A 14,565-nucleotide genomic window follows, 5' to 3' on the forward strand; every position below is an offset into this window, starting at 1 on the left:
ACGGGCGCCGGTGTAGGCAAGCCTTGTGAGGCTTGCCTACACCGGCGTTGAAACGCTGGGGCACCAGAATGGTCTATGCCGTGCTGCTCATGGTTTTCCCGCTTCATAGAAAACAGCCGGGCTTTCCGCTGCAGTACCGAAAAAGGCAAGAACATCGTAGCGCGCATTCGGATCGTCTCCCATGCCGAGTGAACCAGCCGGCATTCCGGGCGTTGCGATGCCGCGAATGTCCGGGGCTGTGCTGACCAGTTTGGCCAAGGCCTCTAGTGGCACGTGCCCTTCGACGACGTATTTCCGCCCGGCATCCAGCACTGCGGTGTGGCACGCCTCGAGTTCGGCGCTCACGCCCGCCTGTTTCTTGATCGCTGACAGGTCTTCGATGTCGTGGATTTTCACTACAGATCCTCCTGGCAGAAGAGCCAGAGAATAGGCGAAAACGGCGAGTGCGGCGAGCATCTTACGCATGGAATTTCGGTAGCAAAAACCTTCCTGGAAAACCAGACCGCGGGCTTCACGCGGCAGTGAAGCCCGCGGCAGGAACCGCCGTTCAGAGGGCCGGCGGTTCTTCCCCCTGGCCGACCTCAAACCAGGTGTTCATGCCCGCGGCCGCATGTTCCAGCATGTGGCAATGATAGAGCCACTTGCCGGGATTGTCGGCGACGAGCGAGACCGAAATACGCGGCTGTGCCGAACGCCTGCTGCAGTAATTCGCGTCGGTTAGGGATCATTGGGCCCGTCCTTGTCGAGAAGATAGATCGCGATGGCACGCAGGTCGTCATCGGAGAGGAAGGCCGTTCCGTCGCGCACCACCTCGCCCATCGAGCCGCCGAAGACATCACCGCCCGGGGTGATGCCGCTGCGCAATGCGTAGGCAAGACTGCTGACAGTCCAACCCCGTTCTTCGAGCTTTGCCTTGGTGATCGGCGGCGACTTTCCGCCGTCGGGCAAGCCCTCAGCCCCGTGCAAGGCGAACTCGGCCTGCCTAGCGCCCAGCAGATTGCGCGGCGTGTGACAGGCTCCGCAATGCGCCGGTCCGCGTACGATGAAGCGGCCCCGGTTCCATGCCTCGCTCTTGTCTTCGCGCGGTTCGAGCGGCCCGGTATCGAGGAACATCGCCCGCCAGGCTTTCAGAGCCGGGCGGAAGTTGAACGGAAATCGGAGATCCTGTCCAGGCGCGGATTCCGAGACCGCAGGCACCGTTTGGAACGCCGCCCACAAATCGGCGATGTCCTGGTCGGAGAACCGCGAATAGAACGGGTAGGGGAAAGCCGGGTAGTAGGGTTCGCCGTCCGGCGAGACGCCCTGCCGGACGGCCTTGGAGAATTCCTGGATCGACCAGCCGCCTATCCCGTTTACGGTGTCGGTGGTGAGGTTGGGCGAGTGGAACGTGCCGAAATCCGTCGGCAGTTTCACGCCGCCGGCCAGCGGCGCGCCTCCGTTTTCCGCGTTGGTGTGGCAGGCGATGCATCCCGACATCCGCGCAAGATACGCGCCGCGCGCCGCGTCGCCCGCGATCGATTCTAGCGCGACCGGTCGGCCGATCGGCCAGGCGTGAAGCGAGGCCGCGCCCGCCGCCGCAAGGACGGCGGCGAGCGCTCCAAGTTTGGCTATCCGTCGCATGGCTCAGTTCTTTTCGAGCCGGAACTTGGTGTGGCAGGCCGAACAGGACTGCGCGATCATATTGAACACTCCGTCCGCAGGCATTGCGGCGAGCGCGGCGGCGTCGAAACTGCCGCCCCGGCCCATCATCGGCGCTGTGCCACCCATCATGGTGTTGGCCGAACCCATCATGCCGGTTCCGCCACCCATCATGCCGCCCTGCGCTTGTCCTCCGCTTCCGGACATTAAACCGTTATCCGCGGCCAGGCCTAGGCCTTCCGATAGGGTTTCGAGTTGCGCCGCCAGCGCGGAGAACTCGTCCCAGTTTGACCAGACTTCCGCCTTGGCCTCGGAGGGTTCGCCGCCGCTTCCTTCCGGGAACAGGCCGGTCAGCGCCTCGCCGGCGTGGCGGCGGATCGTCTCCGCGCCGTCGCGGACGGCATCAGCGTTATATGGCCTCTGTGCATTATCGGGACATAGATTCACGGTAGCTATCGGGGATTCGAAGGGGCATGAGTCCGTCGGCATCGAGTTCAATGCCGTCTGACCAGACATAATCGCCGGTGAGGTTGATCCGGTCCCAGCCCAAAGGTGAAAGCTGCGAGAGTAGAGCGGGATCAATTTTCACTCCGCGACTTCCAAGTTCACTCACGGCGCGGTCGAGATAGCGGCAGTTGAACAGGATGATTGCGGCGGTGACGAGATTGAGTGCTGCCGCTCGCATTTGCTGATTTTCGATACCGCGATCCCGGAAGCGGCCGAGCCGGTGGAACGCAACCGCGCGCGCCAGACTGTTTCGCGCTTCGCCCCTTATTGAGTTCACCCGTGACAAGCTGGCGAAGCGCCGGATCCTTGAACCATCGCAATGTGAAGAGTGTGCGCTCGATACGGCCGACCTCGCGAAGGGCAGCGGCAAGGCTGTTTTGTTGCCGGTAGGCTGAGAGCTTTTTCAGGATCAGCGATGGGGTGATGGTTCGGTCGCGCATCGCCCTAATGACGCGATGAATGTCGGGCCAGTGATTGACGATCAGATCGCGGTTGAGCCTGTTCCCGAACAGCGGCGCGAGGCGTCCGTAACGCTTGGGCGGCTCGAAGGAATAGAGGCGGCGATCGGAGAGGCGCGGAATACGTGGCTCAAAATCAAGCCCGAGCAGGTCCATGACCGCAAACACGATATCGGAGACGCCGCCGCCATCGACGTGCAGCGCGGAAAGGTTGGCGTTGCTTTCGTGGCCGAGAATGCCGTCGAGGGCATGGATCGCTTCGCCGGCAGTGCCCGCGATCACGGTTTGATGGAGCGGTGCGTAGCGGTCGGTGATGGTGGTGTAGATTTTGACGATCGGGTCGCGGCCGTAATGCGCGTTGACCTGACCGCCAGCCTCCCCGGCGCCACCAAGATAATAAGCCTGCCCATCGGCAGAGGCGCGCCAGCCCTCACCGAACCAGGCCGCCATTGGTTCGGCCTGTATGGCGTCGGTCAGACAGCCGAGCGCGGCGCGAAACGTCTCTTCACGCATGTGCCACGTCTGCATGCGCAGGAGCGTGCGCCGCGATGCCACGCCGCAGACCTCAGCCATCCGTGACAGGCCGAGGTTCGTCGCTTCCGCAATCATAGCTGCGAGAAAGGATCGTTCATCGCTGGGCGGCAACCCGGTCGAGACATGACCGAAATGGCTGGTGAAACCGGTCCAACGTTCGACCTGAGACAAAACATCGGTGATGCGCGTCGTCGGCACGAGATTGTAGCAGGTCCGGACGAACTGTCTGCCATCGTCGCGTTCGGCAAGATCGGTTTTCGGCTCTTTCGGAAACCGCAGTCGGTCACCGGAAAACAGCGCGGGATCGCCGCTGGTCAGCCCCCCTGATACCTTGAGCAGCGCAGTATCCAGTTCGGCCGCGCGGGCATCGAGCCACACATGAGGATCAGGAATATCGGAGACCTGTGCCGGGACCGGATCCGTACTCGGTGAAAGCAGCGTTTCCAGAGAGCGGTGCAGTCGGGAGGTTGGCACCCAGATGTCGCCCGCCGCCAGTGCTCCAGCCAACGCGGAATAGGTCGCCAGCTCCCAATGGGTTCGGTCGATCTTGTCGTCCGTGACGACATAGCGCTGCCATCGCCGCTCGATATGCCCGAGCGGCAAGCCATCAGGGAGCGCCGTGCGCCAGTCGCCATCGAGTTCGGCCAGGATCGCCATCGCTGCACGGAGCGGCGCGGTACCCTTGCGACCCTCGAACGTGAACGCTTTCAGGAAGCGCGGCCCCGCCCGCTTGAACGTCCGATATTCTGGCCCGATTTCACTGATGGCATTATCTCGTCCCGGCCTCGTGGTTCGCCGGAGAAGAGCAGCGTCGGCATCGATCGTATCGAGCGAGGCGACCGCTGCGACCGCTGCTGCAATATCGCCGCCGGCGCGTGCGGCTTTGCTGACCGCCTCAAGCACGTCGGCGACACGGATTAATCGGTCGCGGCCCTGGTCGGCAGAAGCGGCAACCGTCTGTTCAAGGCGTTTGCGGGCACGCAGATGCGCTCGCCCGATGAGCGAGTCGAACATACCGATAGCTGTGTCAGTCAGCGTGGCCTCAAACTCGCGCAGCGTCGCCACAAGAATAACATGCCGCCGCGCCGACCCCATCTGCTGGAATGCCTGCGCGGTGTAGCGGACCCCTTCGCGCGCAAATTGCTCCATTCGGGGTTCGTATCGTCTATCGATGGCGGGCGTCCTGATGCCGCGAACCAGTGCGATCTTGTCAAGAATACCGACGAGCGAGGCAGAGGCGACGCGCGGGGTGGGTTCCCGTAGCCAGGAAAATCGGCTTTGCCTATCGTGCGTTTTCTCGGCGATAAGCGCGTCAAGTCGGCTATGGGTGGCCGGATCGAGACGATTGTCGATGTCGGCGATGATCCGGTTTTCGGCCGCGTGCATCGCTTCGGCGGCCATGCGCTCGACCACGGTGATTCCGGAAATGACTATCTTACGGAAGCGCAGTTCGTCGAGGAAGTTGCCCAACAAGACGCGTCCGTTGGTCAGGCCGACAGCTTCGGCTTCCAGCCACGCTCGAAGCGTTGCGCGCATCGGCTTGGTGAGGTCGGTGAACCCGAAACGCGCCTTGATCGCGAGAAGCTGATCGTAGCGTGTGGGCGTCCGTCGTGCGAAACCGCCGATCACTTCTGCATCGATCCCGATCTGCTCAGCGATATGGTCGAGCATGACAGCGGGCAGCAATTCGCCGCGTCGGAGATGCCTCCCCGGATAACGCAGACAGCAAAGCTGCAAAGCATAGCCAAGCCGGGTCTCAGGCGTGCGGGCGCTGTTGATGGCAGCTAGGTCGTTTACGTCCAGACTGTGATGGCGGACGACCGTCGTCTCGTCTTCGGGCAGCGCCAACAAAGCGTCGCGCTGAGGGCCGGTCATGTAAATGCGTGCTGGCATCGGTTATCCCTTTCAAAAATCACTTGCCTTTTGATACAGTTTTGCAAGAGGATTGTGAAAGGCATTGAGCCTTGATTTGCGGTCATGGTCATCCTGCTTCCGTAGACGGCCGTTTGTGAAAGGATCGAATTGAGCACCGCACCTTATTTGATCGGCTATGCTCGCGTGTCGAAGGGGGACGACCAGTCGAACGCAGCACAGTTGCGCGCGCTGACGGCAGCGGGTTGTAAACGCGTCTTCGAAGAATCCGCCAGCGGCGGGCGATGGGACCGGCCGAGGCTCCAGGAGATGATCGGCCAGCTACGGGATGGCGATGTCGTTGTTGTCTGGAAGCTCGACCGGCTTTCGCGAAGCCTGAAAGACCTGCTGCACTTGATGGAAAAGATCGAAGCGGCGGGGGCCGGCTTCCGGTCGCTGACCGAAGCGATCGACACGACGACACCGGCAGGCCGCATGATGATGCAGATGGTCGGCTCATTCGCCGAGTTCGAGCGCGCCATGATCCGCGAGCGGACTAGCGCAGGGCTAGCGCAGGCGCGGTTGGAAGGGCGGCTCGGTGGTCGGCGGCGCAAACTTGACGATAAGAAACGGCGTGAGATCGCCGAATCCGTTGTTGCGGGGCGCAAGTCCGGCGCCGAGATGGCGCGGCTCTATGACGTGAGCGAGCCAACCGTCTCAAGAATCGTTGCCGAATATCGTCAGCGGGAAGCCCATGAGGCCTTGGCATGACTTGGATCCGATGACCTCCATGGGGTGGAAAGCGGAAAGGCCGCTTTCAGCAGCCAACCCTTCCAAGCGGAAGATGTCGAACGACCTACCAATTGCAGTCGATCAAGACATGGATCGTCGGCAAAGCTGCATGGACCTCCGATCATTTCGGCGACAGGGTTTCAATGATCCGGCAATCGTCGACGATGCCGCACTCGCACTGGTCGATCATTCTGTCGAGTTCGGCCTTGAGCGCCATGAGATCAGTGATCTTCTTTTCGACCTCTGCACGATGTTCGCTAGCGATGGCATCAACTGCTGCGCAGGATTGTCCGCGATTGTCGGATAGCGTGAGAAGCGCTCTGATCTGGTCGAGCGAGAAGCCCAGGTCACGTGCCCGGCGGATAAAGCTCAGCCGGTTCAGATGGTCTGGCTCGTACGCCCGATAATTGCCTTCGGTACGCGAGGGCTCGGGCAGTAGACCGTTCTTCTCGTAAAAGCGGATCGTTTCGACCTTGGTACCGGTTTGCCTTGCAAGATGACCGATCGTCAGAATTGAAGAGTTCATTTTATGACCCTATAGCGTATACAGGGTCATGTAGGTTCTATTTGGACGTTTGTCGATCTCGATGGCTCGCCTAGTGCGCCGCTCTGGCGCTCTCCACCTCTTCACGCACCAGGTCGTGGAGTTGCTGCGGTCCGAAGGATTCCAGCGGCCTGCCATTCACGAAAAAGGTCGGTGTCTGGCGCACATTATTGCTCTGAACATCGGCCATATCCTGCTCAAGAACGGCGTCAATCTCGGCCGAGGACATCTCACGCCGTGCCTGCTCAACATCCAACCCAGCCGCCGCCACGATTTCCCAGGCTTTCTCGAGATCGGGTGCACCATGCACGGCCCATTCCGGCTGTCGCGCCAGCAGGGCTTCCAGTATCGGTTCGTATCTGTCCTGAAGACGGGCTGTTTCCAGAATCCTGACGGCTTCGTCAGATCCGTCATGGAAGGGCGCGTATCGGATGACCAGGCGCGTCTCGGCAGGGAAATTCGCCATGATCTGCTTAACGGCTGGATAGAAAGCTCGGCACGCCTCGCAGGACGGATCAAAGAATTCCACGATCGTCACCGGCGCATCCGCTGGGCCGATTACGGGTGAATGCGCCCTGACCAACGCATCACCTTGCGCCGGTGCAACGGGCTGTGCCGAGAGGCCGCCGTACCGGTCGTAGATAAAGGCACCGCCTGCAAAGACAATCAGTGCGACAAGGCCAGTGAGAAGTACGATGGACCGTCTGGTCATGTTGAACGTCTCCGGTGCGCGAGAACGAGAAGAAGAGCGATGCTCCCAAAGGCGGCGAGCGATAGGTAAGGGAGCGGCAAAATGCCAAGGACCGTCATCTCGACGCCAGAACATGACGGGCCGTCTTGTGTACAAGGCTCGATGGCTGCTGGAAGGATCCTCGCATAAAGGAGGGAGTGGAATGCAGCGATGGCGGCACCTAGGGCAGCCAGTGGAAGTCCGTACCGGGAAACGCTGGCATCACCTCGAAAGCTAGCGACAGCCAGAATGACCGCCAGCGGAAACATGAAAGCGCGCTGATGCCAGCACAGATTGCACGGCGTCTGTCCCATGACCTCACCAATGAAGAGAGCGCTGAGCGAGGCGGCAAGCGCAATGAGCCATGCCGAGAAGACGAACGCCCAGGTATTTGCAGTCGTGCCCGCCCCGGTGGTCATAGCACTCCCTTTCGCCATCGTTTCGCTTCGCTCCATTTACCTTTGCATTCAACTATTTCTGCACCCTGTACCCACTACAGGGTCAAGGCTCCTTAATGAAGTTGTACCGCGAATTTGCACGTGGATCGCAGCGCGAAATCAAATAAACGAAGTCCACTCTTGACCCTATAGTTGCTACAGGGTCTATCTGCGGTGTCACATTAAACCATCGAGGTGACACCATGGCGGCAGCGAGCCCTTACAGACTGCGTATAGAAGGCATGGACTGCGCCTCGTGCGCATTGAAAATCGAGACGGCGATGCAACGCCTGCCGGGCGTTAGCGACATCAATGTCAGCTACGCCAACGAGACGCTAGCATTGCAACTCGATGAAGACCGGACGGCCCTCGGCACTATTGAGCAAAAGATCCGAGCGCTCGGGTACACGCCAGTGATCGAGCAGGCTGAGACGAAGGGGGGGCCGCCTCGGAAGCGCATCACAGAGGCGTGGTGGAAAGGCAGCAAGGGTCGGCTTGTACTGCTGACCGGCGCACTGTTCATGCTTGCCTTCGCCATTGCGCGTATCCTGCCGGATTGGGAGCAATGGCTCTATTCAGGTGCGGCCCTGATCAGCGTTATCCCGTTCGCGCGGCGGGCGGTCGCCGGTGCGATGTCCGGCTCACCCTTCACCATCGAGACGTTGATGACGGTCGCGGCACTCGGCGCGGTCGCCATCGGCGAGGCCGAAGAAGCTGCTGTCGTGATCTTCCTGTTCGCAGTGGGCGAGCTGCTTGAAACCGTGGCGGCAGGCCGTGCGCGGGCAGGCATTGAAGCGCTGATCGATCTCGTGCCCCGGGTCGCGTTCCGCGAGCGTGATGGTGTCATTGAGCAGGTCGCTGCCGAAGAGTTGGCTATTGGTGATGTCGTCGTTGTTCGGCCTGGGGACCGTGTGCCGTCTGACGGCACGGTGATTGATGGTGCATCTGAGGTCGATGAGGCGCCCGTGACAGGCGAATCCATGCCCGTGCTTAAAGAAGCCGGCGCAAACGTCTATGCCGGCAGCATCAATGCAAATGGCGAGTTGCGAGTGTCGATCAGTCATGTCGCGGCCGACAATACCATTGCCCGCATCATCCACATGGTCGAGGAAGCTCAGGAATCAAAGGCCCCGACGGCGCGTATGATCGACCGTTTCAGCCGCTGGTATACGCCTGGCGCTATGGTCGTCGCGGCTCTGATCGTCGTGGTGCCGCCGCTCGCCTTCGGCGGTGACTGGATGACATGGGTATATCGGGGTCTTGCGACGTTGCTGATTGCTTGCCCCTGCGCGCTCGTGATTTCCACGCCGGCGGCTATTGCCTCGGGTCTTGCCGCCGGCGCGCGTCAGGGATTGCTGATTAAGGGGGGCGCGGCACTGGAAATACTCGGTAAGGTCGTAACTGTTGCCTTCGACAAGACAGGAACGCTGACGCGTGGCCATCCCCAGGTGACGGACATTGTGCCGATCAATGGGGACGAGAACGCCGTCCTTGCCATTGCAGCGGCCGTCGAGCGCAGCACCAGCCATCCTCTCGGGGTTGCAATCGTGGAGGCGGCAAAAGTGCGGGGGCTCGAACTGCCCGTCACCTTCGGGGGCGGCGTTGCCACACCCGGCAAAGCGGTCACAGCGCGGTTGAAGGACGGCTTCGCTTCGGTCGGGTCTCCCCGTCATGCCGCCGAACAGGCTGCCCTCGAAGAGAACATTGCCGAGACGATCACCACACTGGAGAGCCAGGGCAAGACGGTCGTCGTGCTTATAAAGGGCAAGACCATCGAGGGATTGATCGCGTTGCGCGACGAACCGCGCGACGACGCTATCGAAGGTGTGAAGCGGCTGACAGATCGAGGTGTGCGGCCACTGATGCTGACCGGCGACAACAAGCGCACGGCCGACGCCATTGCGGCCCATCTTGGCCTTGAGGCAAGCGCCGAATTGTTGCCCGACGCCAAGCTCGCCGAGATCGGTCGCCTCAAAGCTAATGGCCCGATCGCCATGGTGGGAGACGGTATCAATGACGCGCCGGCGCTCGCAGCCGCTTCCGTTGGCGTTGCCATGGGTGCAGGCACCGACGTTGCTCTGGAGACCGCAGATGCCGCGCTGCTCAGAAACCGGGTGACGGGTGTTGCCGATCTCATCGGGTTGTCACAGGCGACACTCGGCAATATTTGGCAAAATATCGCCATAGCGCTTGGTCTGAAGGCCGTCTTCCTCGTGACGACTCTATTCGGCATTACCACGCTCTGGATGGCGATTCTCGCCGATACGGGCGCTACGGTCCTCGTTACAGCCAATGCGCTGCGCCTGCTGACCTGGCGCGGCACCCGCGACAAATGAGCCCAAGCAGTGCGCGAAGGCAGGTCGCGGCTTCCACTTCTCGCCAAGAAAGCCGAGGTGTAATTTATGAGTAATCAGTCCAAGGGCAGTGCCACTTCATCCGAGAAGAGCGAACAATGGGCGCTCGCATGGGTGCTTGCGATCAATACGGCCCAGGCAGCCATTGTGGGGGGATTAGGGTGGTGGGCTCAGTCAACAGGATTGATGGGCTCTGCACTCGATAATCTTGGCGATGCCGGTGTCTACGCTATTAGCCTTTTCGTCGTAGGTCGCGGTTTGGCGGCGAAGGTTCGAGTTGCCCGGCTGTCGGGTATCCTTCTGATGGTTTTCGCTGGTCTTCTTCTATTTGAAGTCGGTCGTCGCTTCTTCACTGGCTCCGATCCGATAGGGCCGGTCATGATTGCCGTGGCAATCGCGAGCGCGCTTACGAATATGATCTGCATGTGGTTCCTGAATTCTCATCGGGAAGGCGGCGTGCATCTGCAAGCCTCATGGATTTTCACGACAAACGACATGCTCGTGAACTCAGCCATCGCGCTTTCGGGTCTGGCCGTAATCCTTTTCAATTCGCCCTACCCGGATCTGATCATCGGCCTGGGCGTGGTTGTTGTCGTTGTCAGAAGCGGCTTGGAAATTCTTGAAAAGGCCGGGGAAGCTGGAGAGAAAGTTAATCAACATGATTAGTTCACGAGCCCTATCCGCCGCCTTCCTTACCCTTGCGGTATTGATCTCTCCTGCCGTTGGTCACGACTTCCAAGCCGGTTCGATCACCATCAATCATCCGTGGTCGCGCGCGACTCCGCCGGTCGCGCCGGTAGCCGGCGGCTATCTGACGCTAACGAACGATGGCGGTATGGCCGACCGTCTGGTTTCGATCTCATCACCTCTGTCAGAACGGGCGGAAATCCACGAGTCGACCGTGATCGACGGGGTTGCCAGCATGAGGCCGGTGCAAAATGGCATCGAAATTGGGGCTGGCAAGACGGTCGAACTTCAACCTGGCGGTATACACATCATGTTTTTGAAGCCATCGCGTCCTTTGAAGGAAGGGGAGCGGTTTGCCGCAACACTGGTGTTCGAGCAGGCCGGTACCATCGACGTTGAGTTCGCTGTGCAGAACATGGGTGCTCGTCCGGAATTTGCGAACGAACATGACGGGCACGGAGAGGCTGTCCAATGAGCGGCGTCAAACTTTTCCGTCTTGTTGCATGGGTTGCCGTCGCCGCTGTCGGTGGGCTTTTCATCGGCTTGTCAGTGTCCAAGCCTTGGCAGCAGCAAAATGCGGCGGTCGCGTCTTCGACAGGCATCGCAGCTATCGGCGGCCCGTTCCAGCTCACATCGCATCAAGGCGGGACGATCGACAATGCCGCGCTTGCTGGAAAGCCTTATCTCGCCTTCTTCGGCTTCACCCATTGTCCCGATGTGTGTCCGACGACGCTCTACGAACTCAGCGATCTCATGAACGAGCTCGGGCCGGTGGCCGACCAGTTCAACGTACTGTTCTTCACCGTCGATCCCGAACGAGACAGCCAAGAGCTGCTGGCTCAATACATGACAGCCTTTGATGATCGCATCCTCGCATTGCGGGGAAATCGACAGGAAACGGACGCCGTGGTGAAGGCCTTTGCGGCCTACGCGCGAAAAGTGCCTCTGGAGGGGGGCGAATACACGATGGATCACACCGCAGGCGTCTACATGATGGATGCCGAGAGCCAATTCGTCGGCACGCTCGACATGCACGAGCCGCGTGAGATTCGCTTGCAGAAGCTCCGCCGTCTAGTGGGCGAGATTGGCTGATGGAGTTCTCCAGTATCGGAATGGCGACGGCTTTCGCCGCTGGCGTTATATCCTTCCTGTCGCCCTGCGTTCTGCCGCTGGTGCCGGGCTATATTTCCTACGTTGCAGGCCGCACGATTAGCCCGGACGGAATTGCGGCCGATACAGAATTCAGGGCAGCGGGCCGAACTCTCGGCCTCAGCCTCTGCTTCGTGCTCGGCTTCACGACCGTGTTTGTCATCCTTGGGGCCAGCGCCACCGTGTTGAGCCGGCTCTTGCGCATGTATCTTTTCGAAGCGAACCTGATTGGCGGAGGGATCGTTATCGTCTTCGGCCTATTCACGACCGGCCTCGTACCAATGCCCTGGCTCAATCGTGAAGCCCGGTTCCATGCCAATCCGGGCAGCGGAAGCGCTGGGGCCGCTTATCTCCTGGGTCTCGCTTTTGCGTTCGGCTGGACTCCCTGCATCGGACCAGTGCTAGGTGCGATTCTGACCCTCTCCGCTGCCAACGCCACGGTTGCAAGCGGAACGACGCTGCTCGCCGTCTATTCCCTGGGCCTTGGCCTCCCTTTCATCTTGGCGGCTTTATTCATGCGCGGGTTCATGGCGCGGATGATGTCGATGCGCCGCACCGGCCGGGTGCTCAAAATCGTCGCTGGTGGGGTGATGGTGGTGATGGGCATCGCCATGATCACCGGCCATCTCTCTAGCTTTGCAATATGGCTGCTCCAGACGTTCCCGGCCCTCGGTCGGATCGGCTAAGCCGGAGTTTAAAGGACATTCGGACATGCTCAGGCTCGGCCTTCCACTCGCCCTTGGCGGGTTTTTCATTGATCAGGCGACGAAGTGGTGGGTCATGGACCATGTTATGAATCCACCTCAGATCATTCCCGTCACCGGCTTCTTTAATCTCGTGCTCGGCTTTAACACCGGCGTGAGCTTCGGATTGTTCGGCCAGGCGCCGGTTTGGCTCCTGATGGCGTTCCCGCTCGCTATAGTCGCCGGCCTCCTTATCTGGATCCATCGAAGCGACAGCCGCCTGACGGCATCCGCCCTCGGGCTCGTGGTTGGGGGGGCGCTCGGCAATCTGCTCGACCGGCTCCGGCAGGGTGCCGTGACGGATTTCCTGGATTTTTACATCGGCAGCTATCATTGGCCCGCCTTCAATCTTGCCGACGTGGCGATTGTCTGTGGGGTAGGGCTTTTGCTGATGGAGAGCATTCTGGTAAAAGGCAAAGCAAAGGCTGCATGAACAGAAGCCCTCGCCAGCTATCCGTGAGCCATGGTTCGGAGGAAATAGACGTTCTAGTGATCGGCGCGGGTCAAGCGGGACTCGCAGCCGGCTATTATCTTGCCCGACCAGAGCTTTCATTCCAAATCGTCGATCGCCATGCCCGCGTCGGCGACAGTTGGCGCCATCGCTACGATTCCCTGACCCTGTTCACTCCGCGCGCATTTAGTTCGCTGCCTGGTCTTGCGCTCGATGGGGACCCAGAAGGCTATCCAACGCGAGACGAGTTTGCGAATTATCTCGAAACCTACGCCAGCCATTTCGACCTACCGGTGCATTCCGGAAATGGTGTGGCTCGGCTCGAACGCCGGGCCGATGAGCGGTTCGCCGCGCAACTCGACGATGGCAGGTACATAGTAGCGAAGGCAGTGATCGTCGCGACGGGTGCGTTTCAGAAACCGATAATCCCAACGATTGCTGCCGGCTTCGACAGCGCAGTCAAGCAACTAACACCGGAAAGTTATCACAATCCCAGTGATCTCCCGCTTGGCATGGTCCTTATTGTCGGAGATGGAGCAAGCGGACGCGACATCGCAGCCGAGCTGGCTTTGACCCATGAAGTGGTGCTTGCGGCTGGACGCAGCCGCCGTCTGTTTCCCGAGCGCATTCTGGGCCAGAGTACATGGTGGTGGCTGCACACATTGGGCTTGATGAGAGCAAGGCCCGAATCGACGATAGGACGCGTGATGCGGCGCGCGGACCCCTTTCCTGACAGGGATCGGAGCCTTGACGACTTGGAACGAAGGGGCGTAGCCGTCGCGAAACGCTTAGTCTCTTCACAAGACCGCCTCGCATTCTTTGCCGATGGATCGAAACGGGTGATCGATTCCGTCATCTGGTGCATCGGATATCGAGACGATAGCGCATGGCTCCAGATTCCAGGCAGTACCCGTTCCAACGGAAGCATTCTGCAAGAAGGCAGCCTTTCTCCCGTACCGGGCCTTTTTCATCTAGGACGTCCGTGGCAGCGAAATCGTGCTTCAGCCTTCGTGATGGGCGCTGGTGAAGATGCTTCCGCAGTTGTCGCCGCATGCGCGAAATTCTGCTCCGGTCGCGACGTGCCGGTATGATAGGTCGCGGTGACGTCGGCCACCTGCAGCGTCTGGTTTCAGAAGCAATGACCTGCCTCAGGGACGTCCCGGATGGCGTCGCTTGTTGCCCGACCGCGTTGGTACCGTCCAGCAGGTTCCTACCGTGAATCTATGTCCCAATAATGCACAGGGGCCAGGTGCAACCTGCATGGAAATCCAATGACGGTGGCATCATTCATCATCGGAATTTAGCCTTTTGGGGTGTCACAGGAAACCCTGATCCTCTTCAGATGCCACTTCTAGTTGGCCGTCTTTGATGCTCAGACGGTCAACCAACCAAAATGGATTTCAGTTCCGATGAACGATCAGATTGAGGCTACATTTGGTCATATCTGAATTAATCGGGGAGAATGGGCTTATTTCTCCAGGATAGAAACCGTTTTTCGTCGTTGCGTGAAAAATTTGAGGGAACGGTGAAACCTTCCAGCGCTGGAACGTCATTGATGTGGCATCCGCAAATACGGAGGTGAAGATGAGTTACAGTCGATTTTTCGCGATGATTGAACCGCCCCGGGTTTGCCGGAGGCTCCAACTCCTGAGTAGGATGGAGCATCATGAGCAAGACGACGAACAAGTAT

18 protein-coding genes are annotated in these 14,565 nt (G+C 60.0%); 8 read left to right on the forward strand and 10 right to left on the reverse strand.

Annotation, left to right across the window (positions count from 1 at the left end; all coding sequences use genetic code 11):
- Positions 1 to 87: 87 nt before the first annotated feature.
- From LC343_RS23000 to LC343_RS23020, 6 genes are all read right to left on the reverse strand, one after another.
- Positions 88 to 465, reverse strand: coding sequence for a DUF411 domain-containing protein (locus LC343_RS23000; RefSeq protein WP_338018607.1), 378 nt, complete (start codon positions 463 to 465; stop codon positions 88 to 90).
- Between the two features lie 82 nt (positions 466 to 547).
- On the reverse strand, positions 548 to 676 hold the full coding sequence (locus LC343_RS23005) for a multicopper oxidase domain-containing protein (RefSeq protein WP_338018609.1): 129 nt from the start codon (positions 674 to 676) through the stop codon (positions 548 to 550).
- Between the two features lie 41 nt (positions 677 to 717).
- Complete coding sequence (locus tag LC343_RS23010) at positions 718 to 1,620, reverse strand: c-type cytochrome (RefSeq protein ID WP_223479521.1); 903 nt, start codon at positions 1,618 to 1,620, stop codon at positions 718 to 720.
- Between the two features lie 3 nt (positions 1,621 to 1,623).
- Positions 1,624 to 2,085 (reverse strand): cytochrome c, encoded by a 462-nt coding sequence (locus LC343_RS23015; RefSeq protein ID WP_223479522.1) that lies wholly within the window; start codon positions 2,083 to 2,085, stop codon positions 1,624 to 1,626.
- Positions 2,066 to 2,338, reverse strand: a complete 273-nt coding sequence (locus LC343_RS25040) for a Tn3 family transposase (RefSeq protein ID WP_428982652.1) — start codon at positions 2,336 to 2,338, stop codon at positions 2,066 to 2,068. Before LC343_RS25040 ends, LC343_RS23015 begins: the two co-directional genes overlap by 20 nt.
- The gene (locus LC343_RS23020) at positions 2,244 to 5,030 is read right to left on the reverse strand and encodes a Tn3 family transposase (RefSeq protein WP_428982651.1); all 2,787 of its coding nucleotides are present in this window, start codon (positions 5,028 to 5,030) and stop codon (positions 2,244 to 2,246) included. The genes LC343_RS25040 and LC343_RS23020 overlap by 95 nt, the downstream gene beginning before the upstream one ends.
- Before the next feature lie 129 nt (positions 5,031 to 5,159).
- Between LC343_RS23020 and LC343_RS23025 the strand changes: the two genes are divergently transcribed.
- Positions 5,160 to 5,759: a recombinase family protein gene (locus LC343_RS23025; RefSeq protein ID WP_009452622.1), complete on the forward strand. Its 600-nt coding sequence runs from the start codon at positions 5,160 to 5,162 to the stop codon at positions 5,757 to 5,759.
- 142 nt (positions 5,760 to 5,901) lie between these two features.
- Here the strand turns inward: LC343_RS23025 and LC343_RS23030 are convergent, their stop codons facing one another.
- The 3 genes from LC343_RS23030 to LC343_RS23040 form a co-directional block, all read right to left on the reverse strand.
- Positions 5,902 to 6,306: a MerR family transcriptional regulator gene (locus tag LC343_RS23030; RefSeq protein ID WP_009452623.1), complete on the reverse strand. Its 405-nt coding sequence runs from the start codon at positions 6,304 to 6,306 to the stop codon at positions 5,902 to 5,904.
- A 70-nt stretch (positions 6,307 to 6,376) separates the two neighbouring features.
- Positions 6,377 to 7,036 carry a DsbA family protein gene (locus tag LC343_RS23035; protein ID WP_028793180.1) on the reverse strand — a complete coding sequence of 220 codons (660 nt, stop codon included), beginning with the start codon at positions 7,034 to 7,036 and terminating at the stop codon, positions 6,377 to 6,379.
- Positions 7,033 to 7,509 carry a disulfide bond formation protein B gene (locus tag LC343_RS23040; protein WP_009452625.1) on the reverse strand — a complete coding sequence of 159 codons (477 nt, stop codon included), beginning with the start codon at positions 7,507 to 7,509 and terminating at the stop codon, positions 7,033 to 7,035. The genes LC343_RS23035 and LC343_RS23040 overlap by 4 nt, the downstream gene beginning before the upstream one ends.
- Before the next feature lie 185 nt (positions 7,510 to 7,694).
- Here LC343_RS23040 and LC343_RS23045 point away from each other — a divergent pair, with 185 nt between their 5' ends.
- From LC343_RS23045 to LC343_RS23075, 7 genes are all read left to right on the forward strand, one after another.
- A complete protein-coding gene (locus tag LC343_RS23045; protein ID WP_040673348.1) occupies positions 7,695 to 9,827 on the forward strand; it encodes a heavy metal translocating P-type ATPase in 2,133 nt (710 codons plus the stop codon).
- A gap of 66 nt (positions 9,828 to 9,893) precedes the next feature.
- Positions 9,894 to 10,511, forward strand: a complete 618-nt coding sequence (locus tag LC343_RS23050; protein ID WP_018065776.1) for a cation efflux transmembrane domain-containing protein — start codon at positions 9,894 to 9,896, stop codon at positions 10,509 to 10,511.
- Positions 10,504 to 11,007 (forward strand): copper chaperone PCu(A)C, encoded by a 504-nt coding sequence (locus tag LC343_RS23055; protein ID WP_009452628.1) that lies wholly within the window; start codon positions 10,504 to 10,506, stop codon positions 11,005 to 11,007. Before LC343_RS23050 ends, LC343_RS23055 begins: the two co-directional genes overlap by 8 nt.
- Entirely contained in the window at positions 11,004 to 11,624 is a 621-nt protein-coding gene (locus LC343_RS23060; RefSeq protein ID WP_009452629.1) for an SCO family protein, read from the forward strand. The genes LC343_RS23055 and LC343_RS23060 overlap by 4 nt, the downstream gene beginning before the upstream one ends.
- Positions 11,624 to 12,367, forward strand: a complete 744-nt coding sequence (locus tag LC343_RS23065) for a cytochrome c biogenesis CcdA family protein (RefSeq protein ID WP_009452630.1) — start codon at positions 11,624 to 11,626, stop codon at positions 12,365 to 12,367. The genes LC343_RS23060 and LC343_RS23065 overlap by 1 nt, the downstream gene beginning before the upstream one ends.
- Before the next feature lie 25 nt (positions 12,368 to 12,392).
- The gene (gene lspA, locus LC343_RS23070; protein WP_223479523.1) at positions 12,393 to 12,857 is read left to right on the forward strand and encodes a signal peptidase II; all 465 of its coding nucleotides are present in this window, start codon (positions 12,393 to 12,395) and stop codon (positions 12,855 to 12,857) included.
- Entirely contained in the window at positions 12,854 to 13,966 is a 1,113-nt protein-coding gene (locus LC343_RS23075) for a flavin-containing monooxygenase (RefSeq protein WP_024706425.1), read from the forward strand. Before lspA ends, LC343_RS23075 begins: the two co-directional genes overlap by 4 nt.
- 358 nt (positions 13,967 to 14,324) lie before the next feature.
- On the opposite strand, the gene LC343_RS23080 is transcribed toward LC343_RS23075, so the two are convergent.
- Positions 14,325 to 14,565, reverse strand: a 241-nt coding sequence (locus LC343_RS23080) for a hypothetical protein (RefSeq protein ID WP_223479524.1), incomplete at its 5' end; no start/stop codon positions are given.

This window comes from Oricola indica (genome assembly GCF_019966595.1).
Lineage (GTDB): Bacteria > Pseudomonadota > Alphaproteobacteria > Rhizobiales > Rhizobiaceae > Oricola > Oricola indica.

Excerpts from the sequence above, each read along its gene's own strand:
- LC343_RS23000 (WP_338018607.1), bottom strand. The coding sequence starts at position 465 with ATGCGTAAGATGCTCGCCGCACTCGCCGTTTTCGCCTATTCTCTGGCT.
- LC343_RS23010 (WP_223479521.1), bottom strand. The coding sequence starts at position 1,620 with ATGCGACGGATAGCCAAACTTGGAGCGCTCGCCGCCGTCCTTGCGGCG.
- LC343_RS23020 (WP_428982651.1), bottom strand. The coding sequence starts at position 5,030 with ATGCCAGCACGCATTTACATGACCGGCCCTCAGCGCGACGCTTTGTTG.
- LC343_RS23030 (WP_009452623.1), bottom strand. The coding sequence starts at position 6,306 with ATGAACTCTTCAATTCTGACGATCGGTCATCTTGCAAGGCAAACCGGT.
- LC343_RS23035 (WP_028793180.1), bottom strand. The coding sequence starts at position 7,036 with ATGACCAGACGGTCCATCGTACTTCTCACTGGCCTTGTCGCACTGATT.
- LC343_RS23040 (WP_009452625.1), bottom strand. The coding sequence starts at position 7,509 with ATGGAGCGAAGCGAAACGATGGCGAAAGGGAGTGCTATGACCACCGGG.
- LC343_RS23045 (WP_040673348.1), top strand. The coding sequence starts at position 7,695 with ATGGCGGCAGCGAGCCCTTACAGACTGCGTATAGAAGGCATGGACTGC.
- LC343_RS23050 (WP_018065776.1), top strand. The coding sequence starts at position 9,894 with ATGAGTAATCAGTCCAAGGGCAGTGCCACTTCATCCGAGAAGAGCGAA.
- LC343_RS23055 (WP_009452628.1), top strand. The coding sequence starts at position 10,504 with ATGATTAGTTCACGAGCCCTATCCGCCGCCTTCCTTACCCTTGCGGTA.
- LC343_RS23060 (WP_009452629.1), top strand. The coding sequence starts at position 11,004 with ATGAGCGGCGTCAAACTTTTCCGTCTTGTTGCATGGGTTGCCGTCGCC.
- LC343_RS23065 (WP_009452630.1), top strand. The coding sequence starts at position 11,624 with ATGGAGTTCTCCAGTATCGGAATGGCGACGGCTTTCGCCGCTGGCGTT.
- lspA (WP_223479523.1), top strand. The coding sequence starts at position 12,393 with ATGCTCAGGCTCGGCCTTCCACTCGCCCTTGGCGGGTTTTTCATTGAT.
- LC343_RS23075 (WP_024706425.1), top strand. The coding sequence starts at position 12,854 with ATGAACAGAAGCCCTCGCCAGCTATCCGTGAGCCATGGTTCGGAGGAA.